Origin of the sequence: Microbacterium sp. NPDC060132, assembly GCF_042729675.1 — a bacterium.
In the GTDB taxonomy this organism is placed as follows: Bacteria; Actinomycetota; Actinomycetes; order Actinomycetales; family Microbacteriaceae; genus Microbacterium; species Microbacterium sufflavum.
Window position 1 is genome coordinate 1,717,621 of sequence record NZ_JBHWXU010000001.1, and the last position, 18,071, is coordinate 1,735,691.

General features: G+C 71.8%; 19 protein-coding genes. 15 read left to right on the top strand and 4 right to left on the bottom strand.

Annotation, left to right across the window (positions count from 1 at the left end; genetic code table 11):
* Positions 1–29 precede the first annotated feature (29 nt).
* A complete protein-coding gene (locus ACFWCH_RS08380) occupies positions 30–1,379 on the top strand; it encodes a M23 family metallopeptidase (RefSeq protein ID WP_136028535.1) in 1,350 nt (449 codons plus the stop codon).
* Positions 1,380–1,439: 60 nt separating this feature from the next.
* On the opposite strand, the gene ppa is transcribed toward ACFWCH_RS08380, so the two are convergent.
* Together ppa and ACFWCH_RS08390 are read right to left on the bottom strand one after the other, a co-directional pair.
* Positions 1,440–1,931: an inorganic diphosphatase gene (gene ppa, locus ACFWCH_RS08385; RefSeq protein WP_096713254.1), complete on the bottom strand. Its 492-nt coding sequence runs from the start codon at positions 1,929–1,931 to the stop codon at positions 1,440–1,442.
* A 43-nt stretch (positions 1,932–1,974) separates the two neighbouring features.
* A complete protein-coding gene (locus ACFWCH_RS08390; protein WP_136028534.1) occupies positions 1,975–2,631 on the bottom strand; it encodes a TMEM175 family protein in 657 nt (218 codons plus the stop codon).
* 74 nt (positions 2,632–2,705) lie between these two features.
* Here ACFWCH_RS08390 and tilS point away from each other — a divergent pair, with 74 nt between their 5' ends.
* Positions 2,706–3,698 carry a tRNA lysidine(34) synthetase TilS gene (gene tilS / locus ACFWCH_RS08395; RefSeq protein WP_378803345.1) on the top strand — a complete coding sequence of 331 codons (993 nt, stop codon included), beginning with the start codon at positions 2,706–2,708 and terminating at the stop codon, positions 3,696–3,698.
* 29 nt (positions 3,699–3,727) lie between these two features.
* Here the strand turns inward: tilS and ACFWCH_RS08400 are convergent, their stop codons facing one another.
* Positions 3,728–4,324 (bottom strand): DUF937 domain-containing protein, encoded by a 597-nt coding sequence (locus tag ACFWCH_RS08400; RefSeq protein WP_136028532.1) that lies wholly within the window; start codon positions 4,322–4,324, stop codon positions 3,728–3,730.
* A 134-nt stretch (positions 4,325–4,458) separates the two neighbouring features.
* Here ACFWCH_RS08400 and ACFWCH_RS08405 point away from each other — a divergent pair, with 134 nt between their 5' ends.
* From ACFWCH_RS08405 to ACFWCH_RS08465, 13 genes are all read left to right on the top strand, one after another.
* The gene (locus ACFWCH_RS08405; RefSeq protein ID WP_136028531.1) at positions 4,459–4,725 is read left to right on the top strand and encodes a hypothetical protein; all 267 of its coding nucleotides are present in this window, start codon (positions 4,459–4,461) and stop codon (positions 4,723–4,725) included.
* Complete coding sequence (locus ACFWCH_RS08410) at positions 4,722–6,659, top strand: alpha/beta hydrolase (protein WP_378803346.1); 1,938 nt, start codon at positions 4,722–4,724, stop codon at positions 6,657–6,659. Before ACFWCH_RS08405 ends, ACFWCH_RS08410 begins: the two co-directional genes overlap by 4 nt.
* Positions 6,656–7,183 (top strand): hypothetical protein, encoded by a 528-nt coding sequence (locus ACFWCH_RS08415; RefSeq protein WP_378803347.1) that lies wholly within the window; start codon positions 6,656–6,658, stop codon positions 7,181–7,183. The genes ACFWCH_RS08410 and ACFWCH_RS08415 overlap by 4 nt, the downstream gene beginning before the upstream one ends.
* A gap of 56 nt (positions 7,184–7,239) precedes the next feature.
* On the top strand, positions 7,240–7,791 hold the full coding sequence (hpt, locus tag ACFWCH_RS08420; protein ID WP_136037241.1) for a hypoxanthine phosphoribosyltransferase: 552 nt from the start codon (positions 7,240–7,242) through the stop codon (positions 7,789–7,791).
* 94 nt (positions 7,792–7,885) lie between these two features.
* Positions 7,886–9,886 carry an ATP-dependent zinc metalloprotease FtsH gene (gene ftsH / locus ACFWCH_RS08425; protein WP_136028527.1) on the top strand — a complete coding sequence of 667 codons (2,001 nt, stop codon included), beginning with the start codon at positions 7,886–7,888 and terminating at the stop codon, positions 9,884–9,886.
* A gap of 1 nt (position 9,887) precedes the next feature.
* Complete coding sequence (gene folE / locus ACFWCH_RS08430; protein ID WP_378803348.1) at positions 9,888–10,493, top strand: GTP cyclohydrolase I; 606 nt, start codon at positions 9,888–9,890, stop codon at positions 10,491–10,493.
* The gene (folP, locus tag ACFWCH_RS08435) at positions 10,493–11,302 is read left to right on the top strand and encodes a dihydropteroate synthase (protein ID WP_206251821.1); all 810 of its coding nucleotides are present in this window, start codon (positions 10,493–10,495) and stop codon (positions 11,300–11,302) included. Before folE ends, folP begins: the two co-directional genes overlap by 1 nt.
* Before the next feature lie 33 nt (positions 11,303–11,335).
* Complete coding sequence (gene folB / locus ACFWCH_RS08440; RefSeq protein WP_136028524.1) at positions 11,336–11,731, top strand: dihydroneopterin aldolase; 396 nt, start codon at positions 11,336–11,338, stop codon at positions 11,729–11,731.
* The gene (gene folK / locus ACFWCH_RS08445) at positions 11,728–12,267 is read left to right on the top strand and encodes a 2-amino-4-hydroxy-6-hydroxymethyldihydropteridine diphosphokinase (RefSeq protein WP_206251820.1); all 540 of its coding nucleotides are present in this window, start codon (positions 11,728–11,730) and stop codon (positions 12,265–12,267) included. The genes folB and folK overlap by 4 nt, the downstream gene beginning before the upstream one ends.
* Positions 12,264–12,746, top strand: coding sequence for a DUF3180 family protein (locus tag ACFWCH_RS08450; protein ID WP_136037237.1), 483 nt, complete (start codon positions 12,264–12,266; stop codon positions 12,744–12,746). The genes folK and ACFWCH_RS08450 overlap by 4 nt, the downstream gene beginning before the upstream one ends.
* Positions 12,697–13,278, top strand: a complete 582-nt coding sequence (locus ACFWCH_RS08455; protein ID WP_136028521.1) for a PH domain-containing protein — start codon at positions 12,697–12,699, stop codon at positions 13,276–13,278. Before ACFWCH_RS08450 ends, ACFWCH_RS08455 begins: the two co-directional genes overlap by 50 nt.
* Positions 13,275–15,428: a PH domain-containing protein gene (locus tag ACFWCH_RS08460; protein WP_378803349.1), complete on the top strand. Its 2,154-nt coding sequence runs from the start codon at positions 13,275–13,277 to the stop codon at positions 15,426–15,428. The genes ACFWCH_RS08455 and ACFWCH_RS08460 overlap by 4 nt, the downstream gene beginning before the upstream one ends.
* Complete coding sequence (locus tag ACFWCH_RS08465) at positions 15,425–16,123, top strand: DUF2520 domain-containing protein (protein WP_206251817.1); 699 nt, start codon at positions 15,425–15,427, stop codon at positions 16,121–16,123. Before ACFWCH_RS08460 ends, ACFWCH_RS08465 begins: the two co-directional genes overlap by 4 nt.
* A 6-nt stretch (positions 16,124–16,129) precedes the next feature.
* Here ACFWCH_RS08465 and ACFWCH_RS08470 read toward each other — a convergent pair whose 3' ends face one another.
* Positions 16,130–18,043 (bottom strand): DUF2207 domain-containing protein, encoded by a 1,914-nt coding sequence (locus ACFWCH_RS08470; protein ID WP_247638323.1) that lies wholly within the window; start codon positions 18,041–18,043, stop codon positions 16,130–16,132.
* Positions 18,044–18,071: the final 28 nt, after the last annotated feature.

Consider the following 18,071-nt stretch of genomic DNA (forward strand, 5'->3'; position numbering starts at 1 on the left):
ACATCTGTGAAACCGGCGGAAGGGGCCGCGTGAACGACAAGAATCCGGTGGATGCTGCCTCCGCCGCCTCCGCGGAGTGTGGCTGCGCGCCCAGCCCGGCCGAGAGCCATGCGTTCTGGAAGGCGGGCATCAGCCGTCGCGGGGCCATCGGCCTCGGCGCCCTCAGCGTGGTCGCCCTCAGCGCCTTCGGCATCTCGTCGGGCGTCTCCGCCGCCTATGCCGCGTCGTACCCGAGCTGGGACGACGTGCAGCGCGCCAAGCAGAACGAAGCCGCCAAGGCGGCCGAGGTCTCGCGGATCGAAGGCCTCATCCAGTCGCTGACGCAGAAGGTCGCCGAGACCCAGGCCGCCGCCGAGGCTGCGTCCAACGAGTTCTACAACGCCCAGCAGGCCTACTTCGCCGCGATCGCCGAAGCCGACGCGCTGCAGGAGAAGGCCGACGCCCAGGCCGCCGCGGCCGACGAGTCCGCCCGCAAGGCCGGGCAGGTCGCTGCGCAGCTGTATCGCAACGGCGGCGACAACACCTCGCTCGAGCTGTTCTTCGCCGGATCGGCCAGCAACGCCGATGAGCTCCTTGCGCGACTGGGCTCGATGGACAAGCTGCTCGAGTACAACCGCTCGGTGTACGACGACGCCGTCGCCGCCCGCAACGCCGCGCAGTCGCTCAGCGACCAGGCCGTCGTCGCGCGGGACGAGCGCGACCGGTTGCAGAAGATCGCCGAGGAGAAGATGGTCGCCGCGCAGCAGGCGGCCGATGCGGCGCAGGCCGCCCTCGACGAGCAGTCCGCGAACCTGGCGACCATGCAGGCGCAGCTCGCCGCGCTCAAGGACACCACCGCCACCACCGTCGCGCAGTACCAGGCCGGCGTCGAGGCCGCCCGCAAGGAGGCCGAGCGCCGTGCCGCCGAGGAGGCCGCCGCGAACGCGGGGGGCAACAGCGGTGGAGGAGGAACTCCGGGCTCCGGGGGATGGGTCCGTCCGCACGGCGGCTACCGCAGCTCCGGCTACGGTCCCCGTTCGCAGCAGTGCAACTCCCGCGGCTGCTCGTCCAGCTGGCACTACGGGGTCGACCTCGCGAACGGCTGCGGGGCGGCGATCTACGCGGCGCACTCGGGCACCGTCGACGCGGCCTTCTACAACGGCGGGTACGGCAACTACGTGCGCATCCAGCACGGCGGCGGTGTCGCCACGGGCTACGCGCACATCAAGCCGGGTGGTTTCGCGGTCCGCAACGGCCAGTGGGTCGAGGCCGGACAGGTCATCGCCTACGCCGGCAACACAGGCGGCTCGTTCGGCTGCCACCTGCACTTCGAGGTGTACATCAACGGCCGCTACACGAACCCCATCAACTTCATGGCCGACCGGGGCATCTCCGTCTGAGATCGGTCGCGCAGCAGAAGAGCCCCGGAGCGCCGTGCTCCGGGGGTCTTCTGCATCAGCTCAGTGGCCCTGCTCGCCGAACCGGGCGATCGCCTCGTCGAGGATGCGCTGCGCCTCGGCGGCGTTCCCCCACTCGTCGACCTTGACCCACTTGTTGGGCTCCAGGTCCTTGTAGTGCTCGAAGAAGTGGGCGATCTCCTTCTTCGTGTACTCGGCGATGTCGTCGATGTCCTGGATGTGGGCCCAGCGCGGGTCCTTCGACAGGACCGCGACCAGCTTGTCGTCGCCGCCGGCCTCGTCGCTCATCTTGAGCACCGCGACGGGGCGGACCTCGACGACGACACCGGGGTAGATCGCGTGGTCGAGCAGCACCAGCACGTCGAGCGGATCGCCGTCTTCGCCGAGCGTGTTGTCGAAGTAGCCGTAGTCGGCCGGGTAGCCGAAGGTCGTGTACAGCACGCGGTCGAGGTGCACGCGCCCCGTCTCGTGGTCGACCTCGTACTTCACGCGGCTGCCGCGCGGGATCTCGATGACGGCGTCGTGTGCGCCCATGCGTGTGCTCCTCAGAAAGTTCGGTTGGATGCCGCCGACCAGCCTACTCGCGGGCCGGCGGCTCGACGTCCGTGCGGTGACCGCGTGCGCGCCGGTTCAGCAGGCGCGCGAGCGGCCCGTTCAGCAGCAGGAGCAGGAGCGCGGCGTAGCCGTTCGGCGCGGCGAGCGCGGCGATGACCAGGGCGATCGCGAACAGGATGATCGCGGCGAGGTCGCCGACGACGCCCGCGCGGAGCACCGACGCGGACGCCGTGGTGAGCTGCGGGTGGCGCAGCAGGTAGAGCCAGCCGCCGAGGGTCGTGACCTGCGTGCCGATCAGTGTCCCGATGTACACGACCGCCTGCAGCGGATCGGAGTCGAGCTGGCCGAGCATCGCCGTCGGCACCGGCAGCCACACGATCGTGGCCATCCAGCCCACGTTGATCCACAGCAGCGCCGGGGTGATCCGCTCGACGTCGCGGTACTGGCTGTGATGCCCCATCCAGAACACCGCGATGAGGAGGAAGCTCAGCGCGAAGCTCAGCAGCTGGCCGGAGTGCTCCGTGAAGAACTCGGCCGTGCTCCGATTCCCCGCCGCCGTGTCGGAGACGGCTTCCAGCAGCGGGAGGATGAGCAGCGTCATGGCGATCGCGACGACCGCGTCGACGAAGGCCGTGAACCGCTCGGTCCGATACAGGTACGGCCTCGCGTTCTCGGTCACCGCGCCAGAATATCGGCGAGGGTGGGCGGGAGCCAGGGGGTCGCGAGGCGCTGGCGGTGCCCTAGCGTGGAGTGATGCCGTCGCTCGATCCCGCCGTCGCCGAGATCCGCCTCGCCGTGCGCACCGCGCTCGCCGACCTCCCCGAAGGGAGCACCGTGGTCGTCGCGCTGTCGGGCGGTGCCGACTCCCTCTCGCTCGCCGCCGCCACCGCGTTCGAGGCCGCCAAGCGAGGTCTCCGCGTCGCCGCCGTCACGGTCGACCACGGGCTGCAGGACGACTCCGCCGCGGTGGCCGAGCGGGCCGCGCGAACCGCTGCGGACCTGGGCCTCGACCCCCTCGTCGTTCGGGTCGAGGTGTCGGGCGATGGCGGACCGGAGGCGGCCGCCCGCGACGCGAGGTACCGCGTGCTGCGCGACGCGGCGAACGACCTCCGGGCCGCGGCGGTGCTGCTCGGCCACACGCTCGACGATCAGGCGGAGACCGTGCTGCTCGGGCTCGCCCGGGGTTCCGGCGCCGCGAGCCTGCAGGGCATGGCCGTCGAGCGTGCCGACGACGACGGTGTGCGGTGGCTTCGGCCGCTGCTCGGCGTGCGCCGTGCGACCACCCGGGCGTTCTGCGCGGCGGCCGGGCTCGACCCGTGGGACGACCCGCACAACAGCGACGACCGGTACAGCCGTGTCCGGGTGCGCGACCGCGTGCTGCCGGTGCTGGAGGCCGAGCTCGGCCCCGGGATCGCGGAGGCCCTGGCCCGCACGGCCGAGCAGCTGCGCGAGGACGCGGAGGCGTTCGACGAGATGATCCACGAGACCATCGAGGACATCGTCGAGCACGCCGAGGCCGGCATCTCCGTGAGCGTCGCCGCCCTCGCCGCCAACCCCGCCGCGCTGCGCAACCGCATCATCCGCCTCGTGGTGGACAGCGAGTTCGGCGTGAGCCTGACCCGCACCCAGACGGTCGAGGTCGCCCGCCTGGTCACCGACTGGAGCGGACAGGGCCCCATCGACCTGCCCGGCTGCTCGGCGCGGCGCCAGGGTGGGCGCCTCGTGTTTACCGCCGCCGGGCGCTGAGTCGCCGGGCGCGGCACGTCGGGCGAGCGTTACTTCTTGCCGCCGAACAGCCCGCCCAGGATGCCGCCCAGGTCGATCCCGCCGCCCGAGCCACTGCCGCCGCCGAGCAGGCCGCCCAGCACGTCGCCCAGGCCGCCGCCCGAGCCCGAGCCGCTCTGACCGCCGCCGCCGAGGATGCCGCCGATCACATCGCCGATCCCTCCGGAGCCCTCGGCCGTCGGCTCCGTCTTCGCCGTCTTGTCCTTCGTCGCGTTCGCGATCAGCCCCATCACGATGGGGGCGAGGATCGGCAGGAGCTTGCCGAAGTCGATGCCCGGGGTCGCCTTCGACTCGGTGAGCTGCGTGGTGACCTCCTTCTCCTTCGACCCGAGGATGTGCGCGACGATCTTGCCGCCGTCGGCCTGGTCGATGTCGTCGACCGAGGCGGCGCCCGTCGCGCCCTCGTGCTTCTTGAGCGCCTTCTGGATCGCGTCGGAGCCCTCGGGGGTCTCCGCGTTCTTCGCCAGCCCGCCGAGCAGCACCGCGCCGCCCTGCTCGACCGCGGTCTTCGCCTCGTCGTGCGAGACGCCGAGCTTCTTCGCGATGTCGTCGATCGGAACCTGGCTGAGGATGTCGTCGAGGGCCATGGGGATCCTTCCGTCGGGGGCGTCCGCCCGTGTCCCGCTCACAGTAGTGCGCTCGTGCGCGGATGGGGAGATGTCCCCATCGACCGCGACCGGGGCCTGCTCCTATCGTGAAGGCACGGGGGGAAGGAGCATCGATGACGGACCTCGATGTGCAGGGCGAGACGCTGGAGGCGGCCCGAGCGCGACTGACCGCGGCGGGTGCGCCGGTCGTCACCTCGTGCCTGTCCTTCGCCGGTACCGGTTCGCCGACGGTGGAGGCGGCGCTCGGCGAGATCGAGTCGCTCGTGTCGCAGGCCCTCTCGGCCCTCGCGCAGACGGCGGCCAACTCGGCCTCCGACGCGGCTGCGGCGGCGAGCACCTTCACCGCGTCGGACGACACGCTCGCGCAGGCGGCACGATGAGCCTGCCCGGACTGATCGACGACCCCGCCCGCGGCGACGTGGGTGCGGTGACCGGTGCGGCCACCGCGTTCACCACCCGCGCGACCTCCGCCCGCGCACGCAAGGGTGACGCCGACACCGCGCTCGCGGGTCTGACGTCGATGACCGCCTCCGCGTCCGACGCCCTCGGTGCACGCGTCCTGCTCCTCGCGCAGCGGTTCGGGGAGGCCGCGGAGGGCCTCGACGGCATCTCCGCCGCGATCACGACGTACGCCACCGACCTCGAGGCGCTGAAGGGCGAGGCCGCCCGTCGACTCAGGACCGCGCAGAACGCCTACGACCACATCTTCGTCCGCCGCGCCGAGGCGCTCAACGCCGCCAGCGAGTTCGTCACCGGGTGGGCGCTGCCCTGGGACGCGGTGCTGCCGTCGTGGATGTACCTGGACGACCCGGGCTACCTGCACCGCTGGCAGGCGGCGATCGACGCGTACCACGCCGCCCGTTCCTCCTACAACGCGCTGGCCGACGAGCGTGCGACGATCGATCAGCGCGCCGCGACCGCGCTCGCCGCGGTGCCCCTGGTCGTCGCCGTGACCCAGGGCGGGAAGGTCGGCCCGGGCGGCTTCTCGGCCGCCGGGCTCATCTGGGCCGGCGACGTCAACGGCATCACGGCGGAGTCGCTCGCCGGGCTGGGCGACCCCGGCATCATCCGCGAGACGTGGAACGCGATGGACGAGGAGACCCGCACGGCGCTCCTGGCGGCATCCTCCCTCCTGCTCGGCAACCTCAACGGCATCCCGATCCGCGACCGCGTCACCGCGAACCACAAGAACATCCGCGACGAGATCGCGCGACGCGAGGCTGAGATCGCCCGGCTGCAGGCGCTCGTGGACAGCCTCAAGACGGGCGACCGCGCGGACGCGTGGGAGGCGAAGGGCTACCTCGACGAGATCGCGAAGCTGCGCGAGCCGATCGACTACTGGCAGAGCCTGCTCGACCAGGACTACACGTGGTGGGACGAGAGCGAACGCAAGCACACCGACAAGGGCGCCGGTGCGCGCGTCGTCGTGTTCGACCCTGGTGCCGACGCGGTGGGCACCTACCACGGCCCCATCGACCCGACGACCGGCGACATCCCCGCCTGGATCCGCAACGTCGCCGTGTCGGTGCCGGGCACCACGACCACGATGACCAGCTTCGGCGACGGCACCGGCGCGCAGCTGTACCGCTCGGCGGGACCCGACACGGCCGTGTTCCAGTGGGCCGGCGGCACGTTCCCGCAGCTGGAGCTCCCCGGTCCGACCGATGCCTCCTACTCGCGCGACCTCGCCCCGAAGCTCGTGGACTTCGTCGCCGGGATCGACAAGCCGAGCGGTTCGACCCTGACCGTGCTGGGGCACAGCTACGGCGGCGCGACCGTGGGCCTCGCGGAGAAGGCCGGGCTCGTCGCCGACCGCATCCTCTACGTCTCGGCGGCCGGGATGGGGGCGGGAGTGAGCGGCGTCGAGGACTTTCCGCACACCTCGGGCGTGCCGCACTACTCGATGATGGCGCGCGGCGATCTCGTCGTCGGTCTCATCCAGGGCAACGGTGCCGGCCAGATGCACGGGCAGTCGCCGCTCACGGCCGACGGCGTGACGCGCCTGGAGACCGGGTGGATCCAGGACGAGCGCGGCGGACGCGTCGTCGACCTGGAGGACTACAACGTCGAGGGGAACGGCACACCGCGCGGTATCGACAGCCACAGCTCGGTGTACGACCCGCGCTCCGTGGCCTTCGACAACATCATCGCCGTGATCACCGGCGGCGACGCGATGCTGTTCGCACCGGACGACGTCTACAACCCGCGGCCGATCGTGGTGCCGGGTGGCGCCCCGATCGTCCAGGCCCCGGTGCGCACCGACGGCATCGACAAGCCGGACTTCGTGCCGGAGTACGCGAGGATCGAGGGATGACCAGGACCGCACGTGCCATCGCGCTGATGGCCGGCGTCCTCGTAGCCCTGACGCTGGGAGGATGCACCATGACCACCGACGAGAGTCGACTCGACGAATACCGGACAGAGGCCGAGGCGCTGGCCGACGAGATGGTCGGCATGATCCCGGCGGAGCTGGCCCCGACGACCGCTCCCGACGTCGAGTCGCGCGGACGCATGGTGCAGAACCCGGTCTCCGCCGACCCCTCGCCCGACGACCAGGTGTGGTGGCAGGTGGACGTCTACGTCGAGCCGGTGCAGCGCGCCGCAGCCTCCGAGGACGCGGCGAAGGCGATCGCGGCGGGTCTGCTCGACGACGGGTGGGAGCACACCGATGCGCGCGAGACCGGAGAGGGCCGGCGGACCGCGGACGCCTACGCGAAGGACGACTGGTACGTCGAGGTGACCTGGGTGCGCACGGAGGAGGGCAAGTTCGAGACCGTCGAGCTCTCGGTCCTCAGCCCTCGCACGACCCGCGGCGACCACGACGAGATCCGCTCCTGACGCCGATGCCGCCCGCCGGGGTCGGAGCATCCGGCGACGTCGCCTAAAATCGATCCATGCGCGCCGCGGAGATCCAGGACGACCTTGCACAGATCCTCGTCACCGAGGAGGAGATCACCGCGAAGCTGGAAGAGCTCGCCGCGCGCGTCGCGGCCGACTACCAGGGCAAAGACCTCCTGCTGGTGGGCGTGCTCAAGGGGGCGGTCATGGTCATGGCCGACTTCGCGCGGGCTCTGCCGTTCCACGCCCCGATGGACTGGATGGCGGTGTCGAGCTATGGCGCCAGCACCAAGTCCAGCGGCGTGGTGCAGATCCGCAAGGACCTCGACACCGACCTGCACGGCAAGCACGTGCTCATCGTGGAGGACATCATCGACTCCGGCCTCACCCTGAGCTGGCTGCTGGAGAACTTCGAGTCGCGCGGCGCCGAGTCGATCGAGGTGCTGGCGCTGCTGCGCAAGCCCGAGGCCGCGAAGGTCGAGATCGACTGCAAGTACGTCGGCTTCGACATCCCGGTCGAGTTCGTGGTGGGCTACGGCCTCGACTACGCCGAGCGCTACCGCAACCTCCGCGACGTCGCGGTCCTCGCGCCGCACGTCTACAGCTGAGCCTCCGCACACCTCCGCGCACGCCGCGGAACCGTTGCGCCGTGGGTGAACGCACAGCGGCCCCCTAGCGGGGAGGCGATACGCTGATCCGACCATGGATGTGAAGAAGCTCACCCGCAACCCGCTGATCTACGTCGCACTGATCGGCGTGCTGCTCTTCGGCGGATTCCTGCTGATCTCGAACCTGGGTGCGCCGAAGCAGATCACGACGCAGCAGGGCCTCGAGCTCCTCTCGGGCAAGACCGTCACCGAGGTCGTCACGACCGACGGCGACCAGCGCGTCGACATGACCCTGTCGAAGCCGTTCGAGGGTTCCGAGAACGTGCAGTTCTACTACGTCGAGGCGCGGGCGGACGAGGTCGTCTCCGCGATCGACGCCGCCGCCCCGAAGGACGGCTTCAACGACGCGGTACCGCGCGCGACCTGGTTCGACGGCTTCCTCTCGCTCCTCCTCCCGCTCGTGCTCCTCGGCCTGCTGTTCTGGTGGCTGCTGTCGTCGATGCAGGGCGGTGGCGGCAAGGTCATGCAGTTCGGCAAGTCCAAGGCCAAGCTCGTCAACAAGGAGACGCCCACCGTCACGTTCGCCGACGTCGCCGGTGCCGACGAGGCGATCGAGGAGCTCCACGAGATCAAGGAGTTCCTGCAGGACCCGGCGAAGTTCCAGGCGATCGGCGCCCGCATCCCGAAGGGCGTGCTGCTGTACGGCCCTCCCGGAACCGGCAAGACGCTCCTCGCCCGTGCCGTCGCCGGGGAGGCCGGCGCCCCCTTCTACTCGATCTCCGGCTCGGACTTCGTCGAGATGTTCGTCGGCGTCGGCGCCTCGCGCGTGCGCGACCTGTTCAGCCAGGCGAAGGAGAACGCCCCCGCGATCATCTTCATCGACGAGATCGACGCCGTCGGCCGCCACCGCGGCGCCGGCATGGGCGGCGGCAACGACGAGCGCGAGCAGACGCTGAACCAGATGCTCGTCGAGATGGACGGCTTCGACCCGAACGCGAACGTCATCGTGATCGCGGCCACCAACCGCCCCGACATCCTCGACCCCGCGCTGCTGCGCCCCGGTCGCTTCGACCGCCAGATCGGCGTGGACGCGCCCGACCTCAAGGGCAGGCAGAAGATCCTCGAGGTGCACAGCAAGGGCAAGCCGCTGTCGAAGAGCGTCGACCTCGAGGTCGTCGCCCGCAAGACCCCGGGGTTCACCGGCGCCGATCTCGCGAACGTGCTCAACGAGGCCGCTCTGCTCACCGCGCGGTCGAACGCGCAGCTGATCGACAACCGCGCCCTCGACGAGGCCATCGACCGCGTGATCGCCGGCCCGCAGCGCCGCACCCGCGTGATGAAGGACAAGGAGAAGCTCATCACGGCGTACCACGAGGGTGGTCACGCGCTCGCCGCCGCCGCGATGAACTACACCGACCCGGTGACCAAGATCACGATCCTCCCGCGCGGAAAGGCCCTCGGCTACACGATGGTGCTGCCGATCGACGACAAGTACTCCGTCACCCGCAACGAGCTGCAGGATCAGCTGACCTACGCGATGGGCGGCCGCGTCGCGGAGGAGATCGTCTTCCACGACCCGACCACCGGGGCATCGAACGACATCGAGAAGGCGACCTCGATCGCCCGCAAGATGGTCATCGAGTACGGCATGACCACGCAGGTCGGCCCGGTCAAGCTCGGCACCGAGGGCGGCGACATGTTCGTGGCCAGGGACATGGGCCGCGGTCGCGAGTACTCCGAGAAGGTGGCGGAGCGGGTCGACGCCGAGGTGCGCGCCCTCATCGAGCAGGCGCACAACGAGGCGTACGCGGTGATCAGCGAGAACCGCGACATCCTCGACCGTCTCGCGCTGGCGCTGCTCGAGGAGGAGACCCTCGACCACAACCGCATCGCCGAGATCTTCACCGAGGTCAAGAAGCTGCCCGAGCGCCCGCTGTGGCTGTCGAGCGAAGACCGTCCGGTGTCGGAGCGCCCGCCGATCGAGGTCCCGAAGAAGGACGTGTCGCTCGCGGCCTCCGTCGAGGCGCCGTCCGCTGCGCCGCGTGCGCAGCAGGGATCGGCAGGAGCAGGCAACCCCCGCCCCGCGACGGCGTGACGTGACGGTCGACAGGGAGCGCGTCGAGCGGCTCACCCGCGAGCTGCTGGAGGCGATCGGCGAGGACCCGGACCGACCGGGCATCAAGCAGACCCCGGCGCGAATGGCGGAGCTCTACGCGGAGTTCTTCTCCGGCGTGGGGGAGGACCCCGGAGCGCCCCTCGCGCACACGATCAGCGTGACGCGCGGTCCTGCCCCCGACACCCTGCCGTCCGGTGCGGTGCTGCTGCGCGACATCCGGTTCCGCTCGGTGTGCGAGCACCACCTGCTGCCGTTCGCCGGGCACGCGCACATCGCCTACCTTCCGGGCGAGCAGGTCGTCGGCCTCGGGGCGCTGGTGCGCGTGGTCGAGATCCTCGCGGCGCGGCCGCAGGTGCAGGAGCGGCTCGGTGAGCAGATCGCCGACACGATCGCCGAGCACCTCGACACGCGGGGCGTGCTGGTGGTGCTCGATGCGAGCCACGGCTGCGTCACGATGCGCGGCGGACGGCAGACCGAGGCGTCGACCCTCACGATCGCCGCGCGCGGGGAGTACACCGACGCCGTCGCCAGGGCCGAGCTCGTGACCCTGATCAGCATGTCCGTCCCGTCCGCCGGCGCGCGCTGATGACCGGCATCTGGGGCATCGTCAATGTCACGCCCGACTCGTTCAGCGACGGCGGCCGCTACTTCGACGTGGAGCGCGCGGTGGAGCACGGTCTGCGGTTGCGGGCAGACGGCGCGACCGTGCTCGACGTCGGCGGGGAGTCGACCAGGCCGGGCGCGGAGCGTGTCGGTGCAGACGAGGAGCAGCGTCGCGTGCTCCCCGTGATCGAGCAGCTCGCGGCGGCCGGTGCGCCGGTGAGCGTGGACACGCTGAACGCCGCCACGGCCGCGGCGGCCGTGCGCGCGGGCGCCCGGATCGTGAACGACGTGTCGGGCGGCCTCGCCGATCCGGACATGCGTGCGGCCGTCGCGGAGTCGGGTGCCGACTACGCGATCGGCCACTGGCGCGGCTTCTCGGACGACATGTACGCGAGGGCGGAGTACCGCAGGGTGGCGCGCGACGTCGCGGGCGAGCTGCAGGAGCGGCTGGGGGAGGCCGCCGCCGCCGGCATCGCCCCGTCGCGAGTGATCCTCGACCCCGGGATCGGCTTCGCGAAGGCCGGGGCACAGAACTGGGACGTGCTGCGCGGCCTCGACGAGATCGTCGCGCTCGGCCCGCGCGTGCTCATCGGCACCTCGCGCAAGCGGTTCCTCGCCGAGGTGCTGCAGGGTGCACGGCCCGAAGACGGCGAGGTGACGCAGGCGCGGCGCGATCTGGCGACCGCCGTCACGAGCGCCCTCGCCGCGCAGGCCGGGGTCTGGGCCGTCCGGGTGCACGACGTCGCCGCGACGCGCGACGCGCTCGCGGTCGCGAAAGCCTGGCGCGGCTGAGGCGGCGTCGGAGCCGCGCCGTACGCTAGAGGCATGGACTTCCTCGACGAGATCGTGCTGACAGGGCTGACGGTGTTCGGCCGCCACGGGGTCTACGCGCACGAGCGCGAGGAGGGGCAGGAGTTCACGATCGACCTGCGTCTGCGGCTCTCGCTGGAGCAGGCCGCCGGATCGGACGACGTGGCCGACACGGTGCACTACGGCGAACTGGCGGAACGCGTGGCCGCGGTGGTCGCCGGCGAGCCGGTCAACCTCATCGAGACCCTGGCGGAGCGCATCGCCGCGGTCGCCCTCGACGACCGTCGCGTGCAGGGCGTCACCGTCACGGTGCACAAGCCGCACGCGCCCATCCCGCTGGAGTTCGCCGATGTGGCCGTCACGGTGCACCGCACCCGGGCGCCGGAGACCCTGGAGGACATCACGGTATGAGCCGCAATCTCACGCGCCCGCCCGACGTTCCCGCCCCGCGCCCGGGTCGCCCGGAGACGGTCGCGGTCGTGGCGCTCGGGGCGAACCTGGGCGACCGGCAGAAGACGATCCGCGCGGCCGTCGAGCGCATCCGTCGGCTGCCGCTGGTGAGCGACGTGCGCGTCTCGCGGCTGTTCGAGACGGTGGCGGTGCGCCTCGACGGTCCCGACCCCGACGCCCCGGGCTACGTCAACGCAGTCGCGCTCGTCACCACGCGGCTGGCGCCGGAGATCCTGCTGGGCATGCTGCACGCGATCGAGGACGAGAACGGGCGCGTGCGAGAGGAACGGTGGGGCGACCGCACGCTCGACCTCGACCTCATCGCGTACGGCGATGTCGAATCGGACGACCCGCGGCTGGAGCTGCCGCATCCGCGCGCGGCCGAGCGCCTGTTCGTGCTGGAGCCGTGGCTCGACGTCGACCCCGGCGCCGCACTGGTCGGACACGGACGCGTCGACGACCTCGTGGCGGGGCTGCGGGCGCGGGGCGACGCATGAAGCGCACGTCCGTCGGGCTGCTCGCCGTGCTCGCCCTCCTCGGGGGCGCCGTGGGGTTCGCGCTCGACCAGATGCTGACCGCGGGAGGGCGGGCCACGTTCACGCCGTCGCTGCTGCTGCCCGTGCTGCTCGTGCTCATCGCGATCGCGGCGCTCGGAGTCGCCTGGCCGGTGCGCCGCAGCGTCCGCTCCGGAACGCGTATCGACCCGTTCCGCGCGCTTCGTGCCGCGACACTGGCGCGGGCGTCGAGCCTGCTCGGCGCGATCATGGCCGGCTTCGGCGCAGGACTGCTGCTCTTCCTTCTGACGAGGCCGATCGATCCGCCGGTAGGGTCGACAGTGGCGATGGCCGCGCTGATCGCGAGTGCAGTCGTGCTCGTCGTGGCCGCCCTCATCGCTGAACAGTTCTGTACCCTCCCGAAGGATCCTGATGACTCAGAACCCAGAGACCGCGCCCCTGAACCCGGCGGAGGGCACTGACCTCGACGCGCTGGACCGCGGCACGTACACGCAGTTGCGCACGGCGCGCAACGAGGCGCGCCTCGAGCTCGACGGCACGTGGCACCAGATCTCGCCGCGGTACGTCGTGTCGCAGATCGTGCAGAACGTCATCTTCCTGGTGATCGTCGCCGTCGCCGCGGTGGTGCTGAACGTCGTGCTCGAGCAGGACTGGGTCTGGATCCCCGCGGGCGCGATCATCCTGATCACCCTGATCACGCTCGTGATCCTCCCGCGGCAGGCGCGCGCGATCGGCTACATGCTGCGCGCGGACGACATCGTGTTCCGCAAGGGGATCCTGTGGCAGCGCATGATCGCCGTGCCGTACGGGCGCATGCAGCTGGTCGACATCACGCAGGGCCCGCTCGACCGGGCGTTCGGCGTGTCCCAGCTGAAGATGGTGACGGCGGCGGCGACGACGGGCGTGCAGATCCCCGGACTCACCCAGGCGGCGGCCGAGGCCCTGCGCGACACGCTCATCCAGGTGGCCGAGACCCGCCGGACCGGCCTGTGAGCGAGGCGCAGCTCCCCGGCTCCGCGGTCGGTCAGGCCGCGGCGCCGTCGACGAACCTCGCCGACGGCGAGTGGCACCGCATGCATCCGCTCACGCCGCTGTTCAAGGGCGGCCTGGCGCTGATCATCGTGGCCGGCATCGTGATCGCCAACATGCGCGATCGTGTGATCGCATGGCTCGTCGGCATGTTCACGCCGGAGGAAGCGCACTACGGCGACTACACCGGCGGCGATCCGGTGGACTGGGTGCTCTCGAACAACCTGGCGCTCGTGGCGCTGCTCGGCGTGCTGGTGCTCGTCGTCGTGCTCGTGGCGATCTTCTGGTTCGTGTGGCGCTTCCAGCAGTTCCGCATCACGGGCGACCACGTGGAGGTGCGCAAGGGCATCATCTTCCGGTCGCACCGGCGTGCGCCGCTCGACCGGGTGCAGGGCGTGAACCTGACGCGCCCCTTCCCCGCGCGGATCATCGGCCTCGCGAAGCTGGAGGTGGTCGGGGCGGGCAATGACGCCAACGTCGAGCTCGAATACCTGGCCACGCCGCGGGCGGAGGGCGTGCGCGCGGAGATCCTGCGTCTGGCGTCGGGTGCACGGGCCGCCCGGCACGCCGCCATGAACCCGGGTGCGGAGGTGCCGGGGGAGCGGGTGTCGGCACGGTCGCAGCTCGTCGGCTCGATGAACCAGGGGGTCACCGGCCTCATCGCGGGCGTCGATCTGGAAGACGTGGTGCCGGAGAGCGTCGTGAAGATCCCCACGGGGCGTCTGATCGGCTCGCAGGTGATCTCGGGTCTGCTGTGGCTCGTGTTCTTCGGTGCGATCTTCGCGATCGCGATCGGCAGCACGATCATCGGGGTCCTCGTCGACGGTGATCCGGACGGCGGCATCGTGCTGCTCGGGATCGGGCTCGGCATGGGCGTGCCGATGGTGGTGGCCGTCGTCGGTATCACCTGGGCGCAGATCTCCAAGTCGCTGCGCTACTCGATCGCGCCGACGCCGGACGGCGTGCGCATCACCTACGGGCTGCTCACCACCGTCACCGAGACGCTTCCGCCCGGCCGCATCTTCGCGGTCGAGGTGTCGCAGTCGCTGCTGTGGCGTCCATTCGGCTGGTGGACCATCAAGATCAACCGGATGAGCGGCAAGAGCGCGGCGCAGCAGTCCTCCGGCAGCGGCCAGCAGTTCAACGTGGTGCTGCCGGTGGGCAAGCGCGCCGATGTCGAGCGGGTGCTCGCGCTGGTGCTTCCCGACCTTCCGCCCGCGAGCATCCCGCTGTTGTGGGAGCAGGGCGTCGTGGGTCCCGCCGCGGACGACCCCTACCGCACGATGCCGCAGCGCGCGTGGTGGCGGCGGCCCTTCTCCTGGAGACGCCACGGCTACGCGGTGACCGCGGACGGGCTGCTGCTGCGGCGGGGCATCGTCTGGCGCAAGCTCGCGGTGTTCCCGCTGGCCCGACTGCAGGGCGTGTCGCTGAACCAGGGGCCGATCGATCGGGCGCAGCGGGTGTCCGGCGCGCAGGTGCACACCGTCCCCGGCCCGATCACCGGGATCCTCGCGGGGCTGGAGCGCGCGGACGCCCTCGCTCTGCTGGACGACGTCAGCCGCGCGGCCGCTGAGGCGGCGTCGCGCGACCGCACGCACCGGTGGAGCGAGCACGCGGTCGCACCGGAGCCCCCGGCGTTCACCGGTCCGCCGCCACCTCCGGGTGCACGGCCCGCGCCCTTCGCCCCACCCGTGGGGTCGCCCGCGGTGCCGCCGGTGGGGTCGCCCGCGGTGCAGCCTCCCGCGGTGCCTCCGGTGCCGCCCGCCGCGGTGCCGCCCGTCGCGGTGCCTCCGGTGCAGCCGCCCGCCGTGCAGCCTCCCGCGGCGCCCGCGGTGCAGCCTACGGTGTCGCCGCCTCCGGTGCAGCCTCCCGCGGTGCCTCCGGTGGGGTCGCCCGCCGCGGTGCCTCCGGTGCAGCCGCCCGCGGTGCCTCCGGTGCAGCCGCCCGCCGTGCAGCCGTCCGCGGCGCCTACGGTGCCGCCGCCTGCGGTGCAGCCGCCGCCGGTGCCGCCGGTGCAGCCTCCCGCGGTGCAGCCGCCGCCGACGCCCCCCGTGCAGCCGCCCGTGGTTCCGCCGACCCGTCGGTCGTCGAGGCCGGCTCCGACCGAGGAATGAGCGCCATGCGGGACGGCCGGCTGGGCGTCGGCATCGTCGGTGCAGGTCGCGTCGGGCCCGTGCTGGGCGCTGCGCTCGCCGGTGCAGGTCACGCCGTCGTCGGTATGACCAGTGGATCCGACGACGAACGAGCCTCGGCCGTGCTCCCCGGTGTGCCCGTGCTCGAGACGCAGGAGGTCGTCCGCCGGGCCGAGCTCGTGATCCTCGCCGTGCCCTCCGAGCAGCTCCCGGCGCTTGTCGCCGGCATCGCCGAAGTGGGCGGGTGGCAGGTGGGTCAGCTGGTGCTGCACACCGATGCGGCGCACGGCATCGAGGTGCTCCGTCCTGCCGCTGAGCGCGGAGCGATCCCGCTGGCGGTGCACCCGGCGATCACGTTCACCGGGACATCGATCGATCTCCGTCAGTTGCAGGCCGGCTATGCCGCGGTGACCGCTCCCGCGGCCGTCCTTCCCATCGCGCAGGCGCTGGCCGTGGAGATGGGCTGCGAACCGGTGGTGATCGCGGACGCGGACCGGCCCGCGTACGCGGATGCGATCGCGACCGTGACCGAGTTCTCGCGGTCGATCATCGGGCAGTCCACGTCCCGGCTGCGGGAGATCGGCGTCGACAATCCCGGGGGGTACCTGTCTGCGCTCGTGCAGTCCACGGTGGAGCGGGCGCTGCGCGAATCGTCCGAGCCGCCACCCCTGATCTGACGGCGCTCACCGTCCGCCCGAGAAGCCGCCGCCGCCCCCGCCGCCCGAGAAGCCGCCGCCGAACGATCCGCCGCTCGACGAGGACCCGGTCGTCGGCGCCGTGTACGTCGCCGCCGACTGCGACGACGACATGAACGCCGCGAGCTGCACGCGCAGCGCGAGCGAGGTGGGATCGCCGATCCAGGCCGCGCCGCGCTGCTCTCGGGTGTAGGCGCGTTCGAGGACCTCGCCCCACTCGTCCTCCATCCCGAACAGCATCGCGTACGGCAGCAGTCGCTCATACACGTGGATCACCTCGGCACCATCGACCTCACGGCGTTCCGCACCGGTGTACGACTGCAGCATGCGCAGGCGGTCCTCCTCGGCCACGCGGATGAACTCGCGCACGCCCTGGAGGTACTCGAGCGTCCGGGCACCCTCCGGGGTGAGCACGGTGTGCTTCGAGAACGAGTAGAAGGCGGCGATGCCGACCAGTACCACGGCGAACGCCGCGGCGACGAGCGCCGGGATCGCGGCCAGCCGCCCGCTCGCCACGGCCCAGATGCCCACCCCGAGGCCCGCCAGCGCGATCGCGATGGCACACCACTGCACGACGACGGCGCCGCGACTCCGGGCCCGCTCCGTGAGGCCCCGCGTGGCGGCGGCCGTGGCCCCGGCGGTGGTGAGCGCCGACATGCGGGCGGCGAAGCTCTCGCTCGCGGTCGGCAGGTCGACCACGCCTTCCGCGTCGGCGCCGTGGAACAGGGCGTCGAGGGCGGCCGCGTCGAGCTCGTCCGGTGCGGAACCAGCAGGAAGACGGCGAAGTCGGGGTTGCTCGGGGCTGTCCCCCTCCTCGATGCGCAGCGCTCCGCGGACCGCGAGGTGCACGATCTCCGCGGGGATGACGTCCTGCGCCTTCGGGATGACCGCGGCGGCGACGAGCGGCGGCAGCGTCTCGGGCACGTCGTACTGGGCGACGACGATCCCCGTCGCGCGGCGGCGACGTCGGGTGAAACCTGCAACGGCGAGCCACCCCGCGACCGCGACGCCGACCGCGCCGATCGCCGCTATCAGCGGCCCGACGTCCGCGACCGGGTCGGGCGTGCGGGCCGGCGGCTGCTGGACGGTGCCCGCCTCGAACCCGATCGCGACCGTCACGCCGTCCCCGGCCGCAAGGTCCGCCGCCGACGTGCGGAACGTGGCGCCGTCGCCCGTGGGGTCTGGACCGTCGAGCGTGCACGCGGTCGTGGATCCCGCCGGCCCCTGGTAGCAGCGGGTCGAACCGGTGAGCCTCGCGGCCAGCGCAGCGTCCACGTGGACTTCGGCGTCGAACCGCTCGATCGGCTGCGTGCTGTCCAGCGGAAGGAGGTTCCAGTAGAACTCGTCGACCGCGGGCGTCGCGGAGTCTCTCGGCGACGTGGCCAAGACGACATCGCTCATCTCGTACTCGATCACATACGTCGTCAGGCCGCGCGCGTACTGGTCGTCGCCGGTGAGCACCAGCAGCAGTCCGTCCTCGTCGTCGGTCTCGAACGGGACGTCGCGCCCTTCGCCGTCGGTGACGGACAGCACGCGGGTGTCGATGCGGGCGTTCTCGTACGAGGTCGCGAGGCCCCGGACGATCCCGCGGTTCTGGTCGAACTCAGGGAACCGTGCCACGAGGGTCTCGGTCACGTGGAGGCGAGCGCGACCGTCGACGAGACTCAGGTCGTAGGTGGCGTCCCACGACGCGTACGAGAAGTCGTCCACGTCGGCGGCGACCGTACGCGCCGCGGTGCCCGCGGTGCCCGTGGCGGCCGCGGCTGCCGGCGCGACCGCAGCGCGGTCCGACCGGGCGGAGGTGAGTGCCGGAGCGGCGGAGGCCGAGGCGACGGGGAGGACGATGGCGCCGGCGGCGAGGACGAGGGCGGCGGAAGCGCGGGCGATCCTGGAGAGGGCCATGCACCGAGGCTACCCAGCGACGGCCGCG